8 protein-coding genes are annotated in these 16,381 nt (G+C 46.4%); 1 reads left to right on the forward strand and 7 read right to left on the reverse strand.

Translation table 11 applies throughout. From position 1 onward, the window contains the following. The first annotated feature begins 15 nt into the window (after nt 1–15). Nucleotides 16–1,179: a TlpA disulfide reductase family protein gene (locus L3C95_RS01865; RefSeq protein ID WP_236384567.1), complete on the forward strand. Its 1,164-nt coding sequence runs from the start codon at nt 16–18 to the stop codon at nt 1,177–1,179. A 71-nt stretch (nt 1,180–1,250) separates the two neighbouring features. On the opposite strand, the gene L3C95_RS01870 is transcribed toward L3C95_RS01865, so the two are convergent. From L3C95_RS01870 to L3C95_RS01900, 7 genes are all read right to left on the reverse strand, one after another. Beyond that, nucleotides 1,251–2,657 (reverse strand): RagB/SusD family nutrient uptake outer membrane protein, encoded by a 1,407-nt coding sequence (locus L3C95_RS01870; RefSeq protein ID WP_236384569.1) that lies wholly within the window; start codon nt 2,655–2,657, stop codon nt 1,251–1,253. A gap of 16 nt (nt 2,658–2,673) precedes the next feature. Further along, complete coding sequence (locus L3C95_RS01875; RefSeq protein ID WP_236384571.1) at nt 2,674–5,682, reverse strand: SusC/RagA family TonB-linked outer membrane protein; 3,009 nt, start codon at nt 5,680–5,682, stop codon at nt 2,674–2,676. Nucleotides 5,683–6,412: 730 nt separating this feature from the next. Then, nucleotides 6,413–7,015, reverse strand: coding sequence for a RagB/SusD family nutrient uptake outer membrane protein (locus L3C95_RS01880; RefSeq protein ID WP_236384573.1), 603 nt, complete (start codon nt 7,013–7,015; stop codon nt 6,413–6,415). Nucleotides 7,016–7,018: 3 nt separating this feature from the next. Beyond that, nucleotides 7,019–7,834 carry a RagB/SusD family nutrient uptake outer membrane protein gene (locus L3C95_RS01885; RefSeq protein WP_236384575.1) on the reverse strand — a complete coding sequence of 272 codons (816 nt, stop codon included), beginning with the start codon at nt 7,832–7,834 and terminating at the stop codon, nt 7,019–7,021. Nucleotides 7,835–7,852: 18 nt separating this feature from the next. Continuing rightward, nucleotides 7,853–10,867 carry a SusC/RagA family TonB-linked outer membrane protein gene (locus tag L3C95_RS01890; protein WP_236384577.1) on the reverse strand — a complete coding sequence of 1,005 codons (3,015 nt, stop codon included), beginning with the start codon at nt 10,865–10,867 and terminating at the stop codon, nt 7,853–7,855. Between the two features lie 272 nt (nt 10,868–11,139). Further along, nucleotides 11,140–12,591, reverse strand: coding sequence for a SusD/RagB family nutrient-binding outer membrane lipoprotein (locus tag L3C95_RS01895; RefSeq protein WP_236384587.1), 1,452 nt, complete (start codon nt 12,589–12,591; stop codon nt 11,140–11,142). A 20-nt stretch (nt 12,592–12,611) separates the two neighbouring features. Then, nucleotides 12,612–15,824, reverse strand: a complete 3,213-nt coding sequence (locus L3C95_RS01900; RefSeq protein WP_236384597.1) for a SusC/RagA family TonB-linked outer membrane protein — start codon at nt 15,822–15,824, stop codon at nt 12,612–12,614. Between the last annotated feature and the right edge of the window lie 557 nt (nt 15,825–16,381).

Below are 16,381 nucleotides of genomic sequence, written 5' to 3' on the forward strand. Positions count from 1 at the left end.
CTATAACTGATCAATATGAAGAAATTTGCTTTATGGGCAGTAGCCGGATTATTCCTGGCCAGTTGCTCACAACAGACAGAGAAGGGCGATTTTGTTATCAATGCACATATAGACAACGCTCCTTTAGGTAAAATATACCTGGAGGAACTGACGCTGGAAGAAGCGAAGATCGTGGACACCGCTGTGATAAAAGATGCCAGCGGTAAGTTCACCCTCAAAGGTATGCTGCCGGAACAAGCGCTTTACCGTATCCGTTTCGCTGATAATAACCGTTTTATCCTGCTGGGCCTCGATGCCGGTACTATGAGTATCGACGGTGATTATAACCACCTGGAACAGGTTAAAATTGAGAATTCCGAGGCCTCATCAGAGATTCAGCAGCTGCTGAATCAGGCGAGCACAAAGAATATAGCGCTGACAGCGGAAATGAAAACCCTGGACAGCCTGTACCAGGCGAAAACGCCCGATAGCATCCTGAAACCACGGGTAACTGCTTTCCAGGAAAAACAAAAGGAACTCGAACAGTTCATCATGAAAGCGGCAACAGATACAAAATCTCCTGCCGTAGCTGCATTTGCACTGAGCATGGTGAGCACACCTACTTTACTGCAGGATCAGAAAGTGATCAAGGAAATAAAGACCCGTTTCCCTGAAAATACACTGATCACCAGTTTCACTGATAAGCTGAACGAAATATCCCAAAAGGGTGCCGCTGCAGGATCGGATGCGATGGCCGGTGAAGAGGAGAATATGACAGCTGTGAAGATCGGCCAGGTAGCGCCTGACTTCACCCTGCCCGACCTGTCAGGAAAAGCTACAAGCCTCAGCTCCTTTAAAGGTAAATATGTACTGGTAGATTTCTGGGCCAGCTGGTGCAAACCATGCCGCATGGAAAACCCTAACGTTGTACAGGCTTATAACACTTACAAGAATAAAAACTTCACGATCCTTGGTGTATCTCTCGACAGAACCAAAGAGGCATGGGCAAAGGCAATACAGGCAGATGGCCTTACCTGGAGCCATGTAAGTGATCTGAAATTCTGGGAATCTGCAGTGGTTCCTTTATACGGACTGAACTCTATTCCGTCCAACATGCTGCTTGATCCGCAAGGAAAGGTAATCGCCATCGGATTAAGAGGTCCTGACCTACAGGCCAAACTGCAGGAAGTGTTGAAATAATTATTACAAGCGTAAATAGAAAACGTCCGCCGAACAGCGGACGTTTTTTTTTATTTATTGATCGACCACGGTTATTTTTTATATCCCGGATTCTGTTCTATGTTACGGTTCACATCTGTCTCCCTTTGCGGAATAGGGAAGATGGCAGTAGTTGAAGTTGCTTCAACGGTGCATCTGATTGGATTCACCTGACCGGGAGTGCTGCAATTTCTTACAATATCCAGCTTATTTCTCATCAGGTCGAAATAACGATGTCCTTCAAACATAAACTCGATACGCTTCTCCCTCAGCACCGCTGTCAACACTGCATCATCCGGCACGTTCTCCAATGCTGCGAGATTCCTGTGGGTACGGATCGCGTTTACGTCTGCCAGTGCGGCGGCATAGTTACTTTCCTTTGCATACGCTTCTGCACGGGCCAGGTACATTTCTGAGACGCGCAGTATCTTAGGACTGTGCAATCCTGCAATACCCTGCTGACCGGTAAATTTATTATTCTGAAATTCTGAAGGACTACCAGTAAACGCTGAAATGAAAACCCTTCTGGCGTCTCCCGGCTCCAATATATTCACCAGATCCGGAGACACTCGGATATCACCATAACCAGGTTTCCTGTACATCTGGCCAAGGTTATCAGAACCAGCTGTTTGTATGTCAAGTATCTTTAACGTAAAGATATCTTCTCCTGTACCAGGTGTGTTGTAAAACTCCGCCAGACTGTTCGCAGGCTCAATTGTATATCCTGCGTTGATCACTCTCGTAGCCTCTGCAATAGCAGCCGCATTGTCGCCTTTATACAGGTACACTCTTGCCAGCAGTGCAGAAGCTGCATATGAGTTGGCGTTGAAAGGATTGCTGACATCTTCAGCCAGTAATGATTTAACCTCTGTAAGATCTGCTATAATCTGCGCATACACCTGGTCTACTGTATTTCTTGACGGTGAGCCTACCTCAAATTTTGTCATCACCGGCACTCCCATAGAAGTACCGCCACCGATGATATATGGCTCGGCGAAGAAACGCAGCAGGTCAAAATGCGCCAAGGCACGGATGAAGAGCGCCTGGCCTTTGGCGAAGTCTTTTTGCTCAGCAGTACCATCGCTGATAACAGGAATGCTGTTGATAATATTGTTTGCTCTTAAGATCACTGCATATGCTCTGTTCCAGACGCCGGTTACATCCGGATCCGAAACGACCCAGCTCAACTTCCAACTGGGCACGAAGCGGTTGCCATTGCTGGTGGAAAGATAAACGTTATCGGCAGTGATCTCTCCGAGTATCAGGTAATTCCGGCCATAATATTCTGCGGACCTCATCCCCGCATACATACCGTTTACAGCGGCATTCACGCCCGTGATATTTGATAAAGCTTCCTCCGTCGGCAACTTATCCGCCGGCGAAAGATCCAGCTCTTTATTACAGCCCTGGCCAACAGATAGCAGGACTAACATAACAGTATATACGAATATCCTTTTCATAAGATCTTTGCTTAAATTAGAAATTAACATTTACACCAAAGGTGATACTCTTGGCAGGGGGATATCTGAAGAACTCAAATGCGCTGATATCCTGCTCAGGATCCCATCCTGTATATTCCGTCCAGGTAGCAATATTCGCCGCCTGTGCATAGAATTTAACATCGCTCAGCTTAGCAGCACGCATCCACCTTTTTGGAAGACTGTAACTCAGGCTGATGTTTTTGAGACGGAGGAAGGACCCATTTTCCAGGTACCTGGTCGACTGTGAACTGTTAGAGCTATGGTTACCGCCGGGGATCGGTTTAGGACGCTCTGCCACATCACCTGGTTTCCGCCAGTAATTCTGTGCAGCCAGCTTGTCATAACCATATCCGAAATAAGCACCGTCGGCATCGCCCAATCCCCTTGTCCTGTTAAGGATCTTATTGCCGGTCACACCGTAGAAGAATATGCTGAAAGAAATACCTTTATAGGACACCGTGTTTGTCAAGCCTCCGATAAATTTCGGCTGGCTATTGCCTACTATTTTTCTCTGAGCCAGGTTAATATTGTTTGTTGTTTTGCCATCTGCCATATACCATAATGGATCGCCATTGTCTTTATCAACGCCGGCCCATTCGTTCAAATACCAGCTCTGTACCGCTTCACCCTCTCTGTGTAACTGCGTAGTAGAAGCCGATACATCCTGTCCACCGTATAGTGACAGTATCTTGTTTTTATTCGTAGATACATTCAGCTCAGTAGTCCATGTCAGACCGGAAGGAGCGTCTATGTTCTTGCTGGTGATGAGTGCTTCAATACCTTTATTCTCAAGCGAACCAACGTTGACAGGCTGCGTCAGGAATCCGCTGGTAGAGCTAACAGGCGTATTCATCAGCAGGCCATCGGTCTGACGTCTGTAAACATCAATAACCGCTGTCAGCCTGTTCTTAAAGAACCCAAGATCCAGACCAATATTGAACGATTTATTGCGTTCCCAGGTGAGGTTTCTGTTACCAATAGTGGAAGGAGCATTACCGGGTTCACCATTGTAGGCAGTACCGTAATCGTATAAAGCGGTCGCCACGAAGTTGTCAAAGTCAGCGTTACCAGTAACACCATAGCTGCCTCTCAGACGGAGATCTGAAAAGACTTTCTGTGATTTCATAAACGATTCTTCTATTACTTTCCAGGAAGCGCCGAAAGAATAGAAAGTACCGAAACGGTTATTCGCCCCGAACCTGGAAGACCCATCTGTCCTGACACTACCGCTCACGTTATACCTATTTTTGAAAGTATAGTTCAGTTGCCCGAGGTATGACAGGAACGTATATTCAGTACCATTACCGCCTACGCCCTGCGGCACGGCAGTAACATCAAGCACTTTCAGTTTGCCGCTTACAAGACCAATTCCATCTGCACTGATAGACCTTGATTTAAACCTGTTATATTCAGTGAGCACGAGGTAATCCAGTTGATGATCTTTACTGATGTTAACTGCGCCGCTGAGTGATAACTGGTTGGTCAGTGTAGTGTTCTTTACATTGGCATTATAGACCTCGCCGCTCTTTGATGGATCCGTTGTATTGATACCATCACCGGTGGTTGGGTCATAGAAGAGGCCAGCCTCACCATACACCAGGTCCATATTCACTTTTTCCTGCACCTTCAGCCAGTCAAACAGACGGTACCCTACAGTTAGCGAGCCAAGGCCCCTGAAATTGGTCAGTCGTTTGTCATTCAGATATACAGAGTACAGAAAGTTATCACCGCTGGCGGCATTGTATTCGGGCTCCAGTCCTGTATATAGTGAGCCATCAGGCTTATAGGGACTTTGAAAAGGAGAAACAAAATATGCACCCAGCAAGGGGCTGGAATAATAGTTTCCGCCCATCGCATTATTTGCATTACTCTGGGAAAGGTTGAGGTTCATTGCAATGTCAAGACGGTCATTCACCTGTTGGGACACATTGGAGATGACCGTATATTTCTTAAACCAGGAGTTGATCACGGTTCCTTCCTGGTTCTGATATCCACCGGATACATAAAACTTTGTTTTGTCTGTTCCACCGGAAGCAGCGATACCGTAATCCTGCGTGGTGGCTCTGCGGAAACCGGCTTCACGCCAGTCAAAGGCCGTTTGCAGCAATGATGTTGGAAACTCTTCATCTATTTCTGCAGGAGTGGCGCCGTTGATAGATAATACGTCACGGCTGTAAGCCAGTGTTTCTGCAGGCGACAGCATGTCTGATTTACCGAAGCTGGCTTTTGCAGAACCATATTGTGCTCGTGCATTAAATGTAGTAACGCCGGCTTTCCCTTTTTTAGTTGTGATGACGATTACCCCGTTAGCACCTCGTGATCCGTACAAAGCAGTAGCAGCTGCATCTTTCAGTACGTTTACACTTTCAACATCATTGGCGTTCAGGTTTGCAAGCAGGTCGTTTGACTGCAAGGCAAGGCCGGAGGTTCCGTTAATGTCCCTGCCATCTACGATAACTCCGTCTATTACATACAGTGGCGCGGCCCCGGCACTGATAGAACCTACCCCACGGATCCTTACGTTCTGTACAGCGCCCGGTTGTCCGGAAGCGCCTCCCACAAATACGCCTGCCGCTCTACCCTGCATGGCCTGATTAATGTCAACAAATGGCGTGTTGGCGAGTTTCTCTCCACCCACTTCAGCTACGGAGCTTACTTTCTTTTGCCGGTTCGTATTTCCATAACCGGTGGCAATGTACTCGCTCAGTGTATTGTCGGCCACGAGCGATACGGTGAGTGTTCCACTGTTACCGGGTTTCACTGTTTTTGCAGCAAAGCCGATGGAAGATACTACCAGCGACTGATTTGCGTCGATCTCAATGCTGAAATTTCCATTCTGGTCTGTAGTTGTTCCTTTGTTGGCCCCCTGGATCCTGACAGTGGCGTAGGGCACGCCGGCGCCATCCTTGGCGTCTGTAATTTTCCCTTTGATCGTTCGTGTTTGGGCAAGCGCGGGCAGCACGCTGATGGCCACGAATAGCCATAGGAGTAAAGTGTGTTTCATAAGCGATTTTGATTGATGAAAAAACGTCGGGTTATTTCCTGCTACATAGAAAAAAATTTAAGTTAGCACAACACATCAGCAACCAGGTGCAGAGGGAATACACATGCATTACTGTTTTGCGGATTTAACTGTGTAGAATGGACTGTGGGTTACTCCTCAGGTATCAGGAATTTCAGCCCCCCATATCAATCAGTACAGAGAAAAACCGGGTTGTCAGTTCAATTGTTAAGCAATAATTACAATTCCTTTCGTCGGGCAATTAAAGTGGTAGTCGGGTTCACTCTAAGGAATTCAGATTCGGATTTTGGTTCTATAGTACTTGCAATAAGTTCTACTGCAATATATGAAATCAATGGAAATTATTCTGCACATTTTTTTCAATATAATGTAAGAAAAATGCTTCCGTATAACCCTTGCATATCCACCTTCATGCGCGATAATACCTGTTTTCATATATGCTGGGAATGGGAAATGCAACTTGCAAACCAGCAACACACTCTTAAGTGCCGGCCAATTTCGATAACGTGGGAGCAATATCTTATGAACGGAGTAATGTTATTATACAGTCATATCCGACTTGAAGGATGGGAATCAAATTGACATTTCCGGAAGAGCATTGGGCGCAATGTTCATGGTACATGTCAGCATGTTGGATAACATAAGGGCACAAAAAAAAAAGCAGCTGTTCATTGTGTCGAACAGCCGCTCCTTGTATAATATCCTGTATCTGTCAGTAGCCCGGGTTCTGATGCCCCTTCAATGCAGGGCTCAGATCAATTTCGCGTTGCGGAATAGGCAATATCACCTTATCTGCGCCTGCTTTTTTCTCGGGATCATTTGCACGCAATGATTGCCCTTTTCTCAATACATCCATCCTGCGGTGGCCTTCGAAGCAGAGTTCTTTGCGTCTTTCATTCAGAATAGCGGTGATCAATTCGTCGGCAGTAGCAAAGGTAGTAATGCTCCATTCAGTAAGTCCTGCACGTTTTCTCAATGCATTCATCAGGTCAATGGATTCCTGGTTCACACCACTTGCAGCAGCCAGTGCTTCGGCCCTGTTCAGGTACATTTCAGTTACCCTGATCAATGGTGCATTATCTTTGGCGGGAGATACGTCAGGAAACTTCAGTGTGAATCTTCTCTTCTCGAGGTTAGCGGCGGTACCTTCATCACTCATCGCAAATCTTTTGTCGTTCGCTTCTGCAGAAAATACCTGTATCAATTCAGGAGAGAACGGACATTCACCACGGCCTCCTACACTTGTTGGACGATAGAATCCAGCCCAACTGGCGGAACCGGGATTATCAGTTTCCGTATTTTGAATGGAAAACACATCTTACATTGTATTACCATCGTAGAAAGCATAATCGCCAGCCAGCTTATAGTAAGGCGCGTCCAGTACCGCTTTTGCATGTTGTGCAGCCTTGTCCCATTGCTCACGGTACAGGTATAGTCTTGACAACAGCGCATTAGCTGCGCCCTTGGTAGCACGGCCCCTGGCCAGCATAGGATCACTGAAAGTATCACTCAGGTCTGGTAATGCATCCAGCAGATCTTTTTCTATCTGTGTCTGTACATCATTTACCGTACCTCTTGCCGGATAGGTGATGGTACCATCAAAAGCAGCTGTCACCAGCGGAATGCCCGGCGATGCACCCTGTGCCACCTGGTAAGGCTGAGAAAAGAGGTTGAGCAGCTGGAAATAGAGGATAGCCCTCATGAATTTCGCCTCTGCTACGTACATTTTACGGTTAGCAGCAGTGAACGCCGGGTCCTGTATGCCGGGTACCTTATCTACAACAGCATTGGCTCCCATAATAGCATCATAGTGATAACGCCACATATCAGTCACTGTCGAGCCGGCGGGAGAAGTGATAAAACTGTTGATGTCACTCATAGCAGTGCCCAGGTAATTGCTGTTATCGGCCATAAAATCGGCGATAATCTGAGGCTGACCTCCAAATACCTCCGGGCGTTGAGAACGGCTGTAAACGCCGTATAATGCGCTTAAAGCCGTAGATCCGGAAGTAAACACCTCATCGGTAGGAATTGCCTGTTCCGGATCCTGGTCCAGGTCTTTGCTGCAGGAAAACAGGCTGGTACAGGTCAGACCTGCCAGTAGCCATATCCATATCTTTTTTTGCCGCTTCATGTTGGCTGTTTTCATATTTTAAAATACCAGGTTCACACCCACAGTGATCGTTTTAGGCTGAGGCAGGGAGAAGGATGATTCTCCGGCTACCTGAGCATTCGAGCCATACAGGGATACTTCAGGATCAGCACCACGGAATTCCTTCTTCGTTACTGTCCAGAGGTTCTGGCCCAGTACATATAATCTTGCGCCGCTCAGCACCTGAGTATGGCCTAACAGATCAGAAGGCAGGTTGTATCCTAAGGTCAATGTTTTCAACCTCAGGAAAGAACCATCAAACAACTGTGCGGTAGACAACTGATTAAAAGGTTTAGTCTTCCAGGAAGCACTGGTAGCTGCCGGCGCAAATGCCTGATCGCCCGGTTTCTGCCAGTAGTTCAGCATGTCTTTACTCAGGTTGGAAGTAGTCAATAATGCATTATCCAGTGTCTGGAATTCATTCAGCATCACCTTATTACCATAAGAGAAGTAGAAATTAACTCCGAGGTCAAATTGTTTATACCTTACTGTGTTGTTGAATCCTCCTGTTAGTTTCGGCATAGCGTTGCCAGCGATTATCTGATCATTGTTGGTAGGGGCAGTAGTAGTCTTTCCGTCTTTGGTATACCATTCAGGGTCTCCGGTTTCAGGATTGATACCTTTGTAGTGGAGGAGATAGAACGAGTTCAGTGCATAACCCTGTATTACCCGTTGACCACCAAATGAACTGAGTATAAAGTTTCTGCCTTCTTCATCCTTATTATCCGAAGACAACTTTAATACTTTGTTCTTTACAAAACCGAGGTTAAGACTGGTGGTCCACTGTACGTCTTTGGTGCGTACAGGCACTCCTGTTATCTGCAGGTCAACACCTCTGTTACGCATCTTTCCTGCATTCCTGGTCGCAAATCCAAACCCTGTAGTAGAGGGTACCGCTAAGTACAACAGCAGGTCTTTGGAATCTTTACTATAGTAGTCCACTGTCAATTGTATCCTGTTGTCCAGCGCATTTACTGCCAGGCCCAGGTCAAACTGACTTGTTTCTTCCCAGCTCAGGTCAGGGTTCTTTATCTGGGATGGTCTTAATCCGGGTTGTCCCGCATAGCTGGCATCAGTACTCGCAGCGTATTGTCCCAGGTAATCGTAGTAATTGATACGGTCATTACCGGTTACACCATAACTGGCTGTCAGTTTCATATAATCAATAAAACGTACCTCCTTCATAAACTGCTCCTGTGAAATGATCCAGCCGCCGGATACAGCCCAGAAGTTACCATATTTCTTATTGGGGCCAAAGCGGGAAGAACCGTCCCGGCGCAGGGACCCTTCAAACAAATATTTGTCCTGGAAGCGATAGTTACCACGGAAGATGTAAGATTCCATTGCCCACCGTTTCCCGGTTGCAGAACCTGTAGTCACTGCTGCAGATCCCACATTTGGCAGCTGGTCGCTTACGAAGCCGGTACCTGTCGCTTTGATATCATCATACCTTGCCGTCTCATAGCTATATGCAGCCAGGAATGTTACCTGATGATTTTCGCCGATCCTTTTATCGTAGTTCAGACTATTAGTGCTCAGCCACTTGTAATCCTGCCAGAGGGTACGGCTGGCAGAGCCGGGGGTTGTAGTGGCGCCTGTTAGCTTAGCAGACCTGCGAATACGTTCCTCCGTTTCCAGGAGATCAATACCCCAGTCACTTTTCACCCAGAGATCTTTCGTGATATTGACCTTTGCATAAGCATTGCCAGTGTTACGGCGGGTGTAATATTTATTGGTGCTTAATAAAATGTTAGCGAGTGTATTGGTGGTCGGATTGGCAAACTGACCGTCGTCTGTATACGCTGGCGTAAATGGCGTATTCAGAAATGCAGCCGTATAAGGCGGCAGGTTGGTGTTCCCGGTGGCGTTTCCCTCCTGGTAGATACGGTCCATGTTCGTATACGCCGTACTGAAATTAACTCCCAGTTGCAAATACTTATTGGCAGTATGTTCCAGGTTCAGTCTTCCGGATAACCTTTGCAGGTTGTTACCGATCACATAGTTCTCATCATCCATGTAGTTACCACCCACATAAAAGCGGGTCTTCTCGTTCCCTCCGCTGGCAGAAAGCGCATAGTTGTTTGTACGGCCAGTCCTCGTTACCAGGGAAGGCCAGTCAGTACTTTTTGCCGGAAAATCGATCGGCGTCTTTCCCGTTACCTTGGTGATGTAGTTATTATAAAAAGAGCTGTATTCACTCCCGTTCATTACCTTCAGCTTATCCGTGGGACTTACCCATCCGGTATAATAATCCAGTCTAAGCTGTGTTTTGTGGTTCAGGGCGCCTTTCTTTGTTTCTATCAGTATTACCCCGTTCGAACCCCTGGAGCCGTAAATGGCTGCAGCAGCGGCATCCTTCAGCACGGTGATGGATGCGATATCTTCGGGATTGATTTCCAACAGGGGGTTCAGCACTGCTCCACCGCCATAAGACGTGCTGTAGGTACCATCATTCAGGGGCACCCCATCTACGACAAATAAAGGCTGGCTGCCGGCTGTAATGGAAGCGGTTCCTCTTACCCGGAGAAGGGAGGAATTGCCCAGTAAACCGGAGGAATTGGTCATGTTTACGCCTGCTACTTGGCCTTGCAGCAATTGCTGGGGAGAGACAGCGGGCACATTCGTTATCTGGCCGGCCTTCACAACTGATACAGCTTCAGTCGTGTACCGTTGTGCCTGTTCTCCATATCCCACCACGACCACTTCAGACAGGCGGGAAGATACGGATTGCAGTTTTATATCCAGGCGGGTAGCATCCGCTGCAACTTTCAGCTGCTGCGATTCATATCCTACCATGGAGAATTGTAGTTCAGGCGTTCCCTCTACGCTCATGGAAAAGGAACCGTCTGAATTGGTGGCTACACGATAAGTGGAGCCTTTAATGTGGATAGTAACGCCGGGCAGCGGTGCTCCGCTATTGCCGGCTTTGACGGTGCCTGTAAGTGTCCTCATCTGTGCAAGGGCAGGCAGCACAGCCATTAATGAAAACAGATACAGGAATACTCCTTTTTTCATCAAACAGATTTTAAATTAATGCAGGAAGTAGCATTAGTGATAGTACCAAGATTAAATACCACATCCGTGGTGTAAATGCGGTCAATTGTCCCCGTGTCTTTATTATTTTGAAAATAGCCAATCAGCTAAAAAGTATCACAAGATATAAAAATTCTTAAAAAGATATACGGATGTGTGGTTTAACATCTGGTTACTTAAAAAAGGAAGGTCCAGGATCAAAAAAAGGGGCTCGTTATATAACGAGCCCCCTGAATATATACATATCCGTTATCTTAGTTAGCGTCCCACCAAACCTTATCGTACGCCAGCTTAGCGCCAGGGAATTTCGGGTTCCTGGTGATTTCGGCGTTAGGATACAGTAAACGCTGTGGCATCTGGCCTGCAGGCAGTACAGAAGCCTGAGAACGAACCAGGAAGGAAGGGTAGCCGGTACGGCGCCATTCTGTCCATGCCTCGAAGTTCTGGTTTCCGCACATTGCGAAGTATTTCTGGGTAATGATCGCCTTTACCTGAGCTTCAGTACCAGTAGCAGGGAATGCTGCAACTGCGTTGGTGATATAGTTACCCGGAGCAACATTATATGCAGTAAAGCTTGCAGTGATACCCTGCTGATACAGTGCTTTAGCATCGCCAGGAATGTATCCGTGAGCAGCAGCTTCAGCCTGCAGGAAATAGCTTTCAGCAGCAGAGATGAATTTCACAGGAGCCAGTGCAGAAGAGTCATTCTGGCCGTAAGCGCCTACAGCAGTATTAGGTGCTGAGAAGTTATAGTCCCACTGAGTTCTGTAACTTCCCTGAGGAATACCCGCAATACCAAAAGTATCTGGAGTAGTTCTGTAGAAAGTGAAAACACGTGGATCGTTCAGCGCGTTCATCTGATCAACTGTAGTACTGCTCGCAATCAGGTTCTGTGTTCTTCCAAGCCCCAGTATTTCAGCGAACAGTGGGTTCTGGCTACCACCTGTAGATACGTAGGTGATCTTTGCATCTGATGTCAGGAAGGTTCTGCCAGCGAGGCTTGCAATACCCTGAGCAGCAAATGCTGAGTCAACCTTTAATAAACGTAGATAAGCACGGAGTTTCAGTGTGTTACCGAAAGCCTCCCAGTTACCCATATTACCACCAAAGATCAGGTCATCTTTTGCAGGTTTAGCAGTGCTTGCAGGATCGATCAGCGCCAGACCTCTGTCGATCATAGCGAAGATGCTGTCATACACCATTTCCTGAGCATCGTAGGAAGGGGCCAGAATGTCCTGGCTACCAGCCTTGATAGCATCTCTTAAAGGAATATCACCAAATGCATCTGTCAGTACCTGGTAGCTGTAAGCCTTCAGCAACTCAGAAATACCTGCATACTGCTCTAACCTTTTGGTGTTTGCCTTATCAACAATCACCTGCAGGTCCTGCAGTGCGCCTGCGTACAGGAACTGCCAGGGTCTGTCAAAGCTAGCCGGATCCAGGTTCACCTGTTCGATGTTCCTGTACTGTGAAGAGCTGATATCCTGCGTCCAGTACTGAGAATAGATACCGCCATATACCTGGAAGTGGTTACCTATTGCCATACCAATGTTTGCCTGGCTGGATGGCAGCAGATAGCTGGGATCCACGTCAACAGCCTTGGTAGGGTTCTCATTTATATCCAGGAATTTGCTACATCCTGTTATTGTGAGTGATAGTGCAGCGAGCATACCCGCGGCTACTTTTACTATATTCTTCTTCATCATTATAAGCTTGCTTTTAAACATTAGAAGGTTACCCTTACATTAAAACCAAAGTTTCTCAGAGAAGGCTGCGCTGTAAAGTCAAAACCTTGCTCGTTACCAGCACCACCAGAGTTTACTTCAGGATCAGCATATTTGTTCTTTGTCCACAATGCCAGGTTGTTACCGAATAAGCCTACTGTCAGATCGCCAAACGGAGTTCTGTTCAGTACACCTTTTGGAAGACGGTAGCTCAGGCTGGCCTCACGCAGTCTCACATAAGATGCGTCAAAAATGTTCTGACCATCAGGTTTGTTTGTCCAATACTGCTCTGGATAATATTTAGTAGTGTTTGGAACCAGCTTGCCTGTACCATCATCAGTTACAGAGTTAGCCCAAACTGCGCCTAAACGGTCCTGTGCAGCAGAAGCAGCAGATACACCTACGAAGTCGGTGATGTCTGCAGTACGGGAGAAGAATTTGTTACCTTGTTTTGTATCAAACAGGATGCTGAAGCTAAAGCCTTTGTAACCGGCATTCAGTCCCCAGGAAGCCTGGTATTTAGGATTGTATGAACCCAGGTAAACTGCAGTAGGAGTGCTCAGCGGCAGACCTGTAGATGGATCTACCACCACACGTCCCTGATCATCACGGCGGATGTCCTGTGCATAGAATGTACCATAAGGCAGGCCCTTAGCAGCAACGATGCTCATACCAGTGAAACCACCAATCACGATCTGTTGAGCAACACCTAAATCCAATACAGTGCTCTTGTTTCTGGTGTAAGTACCAAACAGTTCAACAGACAGACCGGAAGCAGTACGGATTGGCGTACCTCTTACACCGATCTCAATACCCTTGTTCTCGATCAGACCAGTGTTCAGTGTTTTCTGAGTAGAACCGGTAGATGGTGCTAAAGGCACTGGGATGATCTGATCTTTAGATTTGTTTTTATATACAGAGAGGTCGAGTGATAACCTGTTTTCCAGGAAGTTCAACTCTGTACCAATTTCTGTAGCAGTAGTGATCTCTGGCTTCAGGTTAGCATTACCAATTGAGTTAGACAGGGTGTAACCGCTAACACCATTGAAAGGGAAAGTAGTGCTACCGAAACCACCATTGATGCTGGTAGCTTCATAGTAAGTACGTAACAGATATGGATCAGCATCGTTACCTACCTGAGCCCATGCAGCCCTTATTTTACCATAGTTCAGTATGTGAGCAAATTCACTGTCTTTGAACAGTTCAGAGAATACGAATGAACCGTTCACACTCGGATAGAAGAAGGAGTTGTTTGATTTAGGCAGTGTGGAAGACCAGTCGTTACGTGCAGTTGCACCGAGGTATACCAGGCTTTTGTAAGACAGGTTTAACTCGCTGTATACACCAACCAGGCGGCGTCTTGACAACGCGTCGTTTGTAACGATAGGACCACTACTGTTGTCAAAGCTGTACCATCCTGGTACTACAAGACCGGCAGAATTTGTCTGCAGTTCTGTAGTATTCAGTTTACGCTGACGGATGTTGTTACCTACCATCAGGGTTGCTTTGAAATCAGGACCGAAATCTTTGGTTGCAGTCACCATGAAGTCGTGTACAACTTCGGCCAGGTCATACTGGTCCTTGCTGTACATACCGGTTGCAGTCTGCAGATTTCTTGTCTGGCTATAGTTGCCCGCATCATCAGCAGGAGCGAAAGAGTATTTAGGAGATTTGTAGGTACGACGGTCAGAATACACGTCAACACCAACCCTTTCCAATACATTCAACCATGCTAATGGTTTGTATTCGATAGTAAATGCACCGGTTACCCTGTCTACATCGTTCTGGTTCCTGTAGTTCTGCAGGATGAAATAAGGGCTCTTCGTGTAAGCGCCATAGTAGCCATAGTAAGGAACACCATTAGCGTTCAGCAGGTTACCAAAGCTGTAGTAAGGATTGCTCAGGTCACCCATTTTGTCAATAGGAATATCGCGTGGAGTCTGCAATACGTTGTTGTACACAGAACCGCCACCCTGGCCACCTTGTACTACTGCGCTACTGATCTTGCTGTAGTTCAGGCTGATGGAAGTAGTGATCTTGTTGCTCAGTTCAGCGCTACCATTGAAACGTACGCCGTACTTGTTATATTTATCATAATCACCAGGCATCACTCCATCAGAGTTCAGGCTGTTCAGTGACAAATAATAAGTAGTCTTGTCGCCAGCGCCGGACAGTGACAGGTTAGTGTTCACAGCTTTAGCCAGTTCGAAGAAGTTTTTTACCGCATCTTCCTGAGCGCTGTAAGGTTTCTTCAACCTTACACCGTTGATAGACTGACCCCACTCTTCTTCAGCACCGGTAAATGGACGGCCCCAGCTGAAGTTTTCTTTTGGATCAATATCGAAGCCATCTCCAGTACCGTTCAGATAACCCTGACCGTATTTGTTCTGGAACTCAGGCAGCTTGGCAATATTAGAGAAAGTCAGCGCTGAGCTCAGCGTAACTTCACTTTTCTTATTACCGGTCTTCTTACCTTTCTTGGTAGTGATCACCAACGCACCGTTAGATGCACGTGAACCATACAATGCCGCTGCAGCAGGGCCTTTCAGCACTGTTACAGACTCGATGTCTTCCGGGTTCAGGTCATTACCACGGTTACCGAAGTCAGAAGAAGAAAGGCTGTTATCACCACCATTGATGCTGGAGTTGTCGATAGGAATACCATCTACTACCAACAGCGCCTGGTTGTTACCGGTGATGGAAGAACCACCCCTTAATACGATCCTGGAAGAACTTCCCGGAGCATTCGCACTGGTGGAGATGTTCACACCGGCTACTTTACCTGCAAGCGCATTCAGTGGGCTGGTACTCTGGCCCTTGGTTAGTTCATCATTTTTCAGAGTTGGAGCTGCGTAACCAAGAGATGCTTTTTCGCGGCGGATAGCGTTAGCAGTTACAACAGTCTCAGTAAGTTTGGTAACATCGGGATATAATACCACATTGTGTTTTGCGCCTGTTCCCAGTTTGATTTCCTGGTCTTTCATGCCCACGAACTTCACGATCAGGGCAGTCGCGCTTTCTGGTACCTGAATGGTATACTCACCATTCGCGTTGGTTACAGTACCGGTTGTGGTACCTTTAACAATGACTGTAGCGCCAATCACCGGACTACCATCATCAGCGGAAGTAATCTTCCCTGAAATGGGACGGTTTTGCGCAACCACCTGCCCTACCACTAATACAGTGGACAGGAGGAAAAATAAACTTTTCCTCATAAGCTTTGTTGTTTCTGGTTGTTTAGTTAAATATTCAAATGAAATAGAATATAGTTCTCAGGAAACCGACCACTGGCTCTGAAAAGCTTGTCCTACGTTGATAAAACTTTAGTTGAAAAAATACATTTTGGTTCCCCTAAACGCAATTAACAATACTTGTCCTAAATTCCTTAAATGAGTATACAGAGGGTGAGAAGCCATTTCACGGCCATTTCTCATAAGCAATTAACCCTTCTTCTGTTGTTTAACTTAATTTTAACGTTCAAATATAAGTTTATTAACAATAATTTTAACAAAAACCGGTCAACAAATTTATATGTTATAACATTCCTTTAACAGTTCTTTAACATAACTGGAATTTTTTTATTTGTAAAAATGAAATTCTTGATATATAAAATGCCTAACGACACCGACTATATTTTTACTTAAATAAGTACTGGCAATAGAATGTAAGGCAGGCGGTAGGATTACCACCTGCGCGCTCATCAACCAAAATCTAAATCCGGGTTTTGTTCCAGATCTAAATAAAAATGCGCTGCGTTACTGCAGCAATATCT

Source organism: Chitinophaga filiformis (genome assembly GCF_021646545.1).
Classification (GTDB): domain Bacteria; phylum Bacteroidota; class Bacteroidia; order Chitinophagales; family Chitinophagaceae; genus Chitinophaga; species Chitinophaga filiformis_A.

Bases quoted from the DNA above. Each gene is read 5' to 3' on its own strand.
- L3C95_RS01865 (WP_236384567.1), top strand. From the start codon at position 16: ATGAAGAAATTTGCTTTATGGGCAGTAGCCGGATTATTCCTGGCCAGT.
- L3C95_RS01870 (WP_236384569.1), bottom strand. From the start codon at position 2,657: ATGAAAAGGATATTCGTATATACTGTTATGTTAGTCCTGCTATCTGTT.
- L3C95_RS01875 (WP_236384571.1), bottom strand. From the start codon at position 5,682: ATGAAACACACTTTACTCCTATGGCTATTCGTGGCCATCAGCGTGCTG.
- L3C95_RS01885 (WP_236384575.1), bottom strand. From the start codon at position 7,834: ATGAAGCGGCAAAAAAAGATATGGATATGGCTACTGGCAGGTCTGACC.
- L3C95_RS01890 (WP_236384577.1), bottom strand. From the start codon at position 10,867: ATGAAAAAAGGAGTATTCCTGTATCTGTTTTCATTAATGGCTGTGCTG.
- L3C95_RS01895 (WP_236384587.1), bottom strand. From the start codon at position 12,591: ATGATGAAGAAGAATATAGTAAAAGTAGCCGCGGGTATGCTCGCTGCA.
- L3C95_RS01900 (WP_236384597.1), bottom strand. From the start codon at position 15,824: ATGAGGAAAAGTTTATTTTTCCTCCTGTCCACTGTATTAGTGGTAGGG.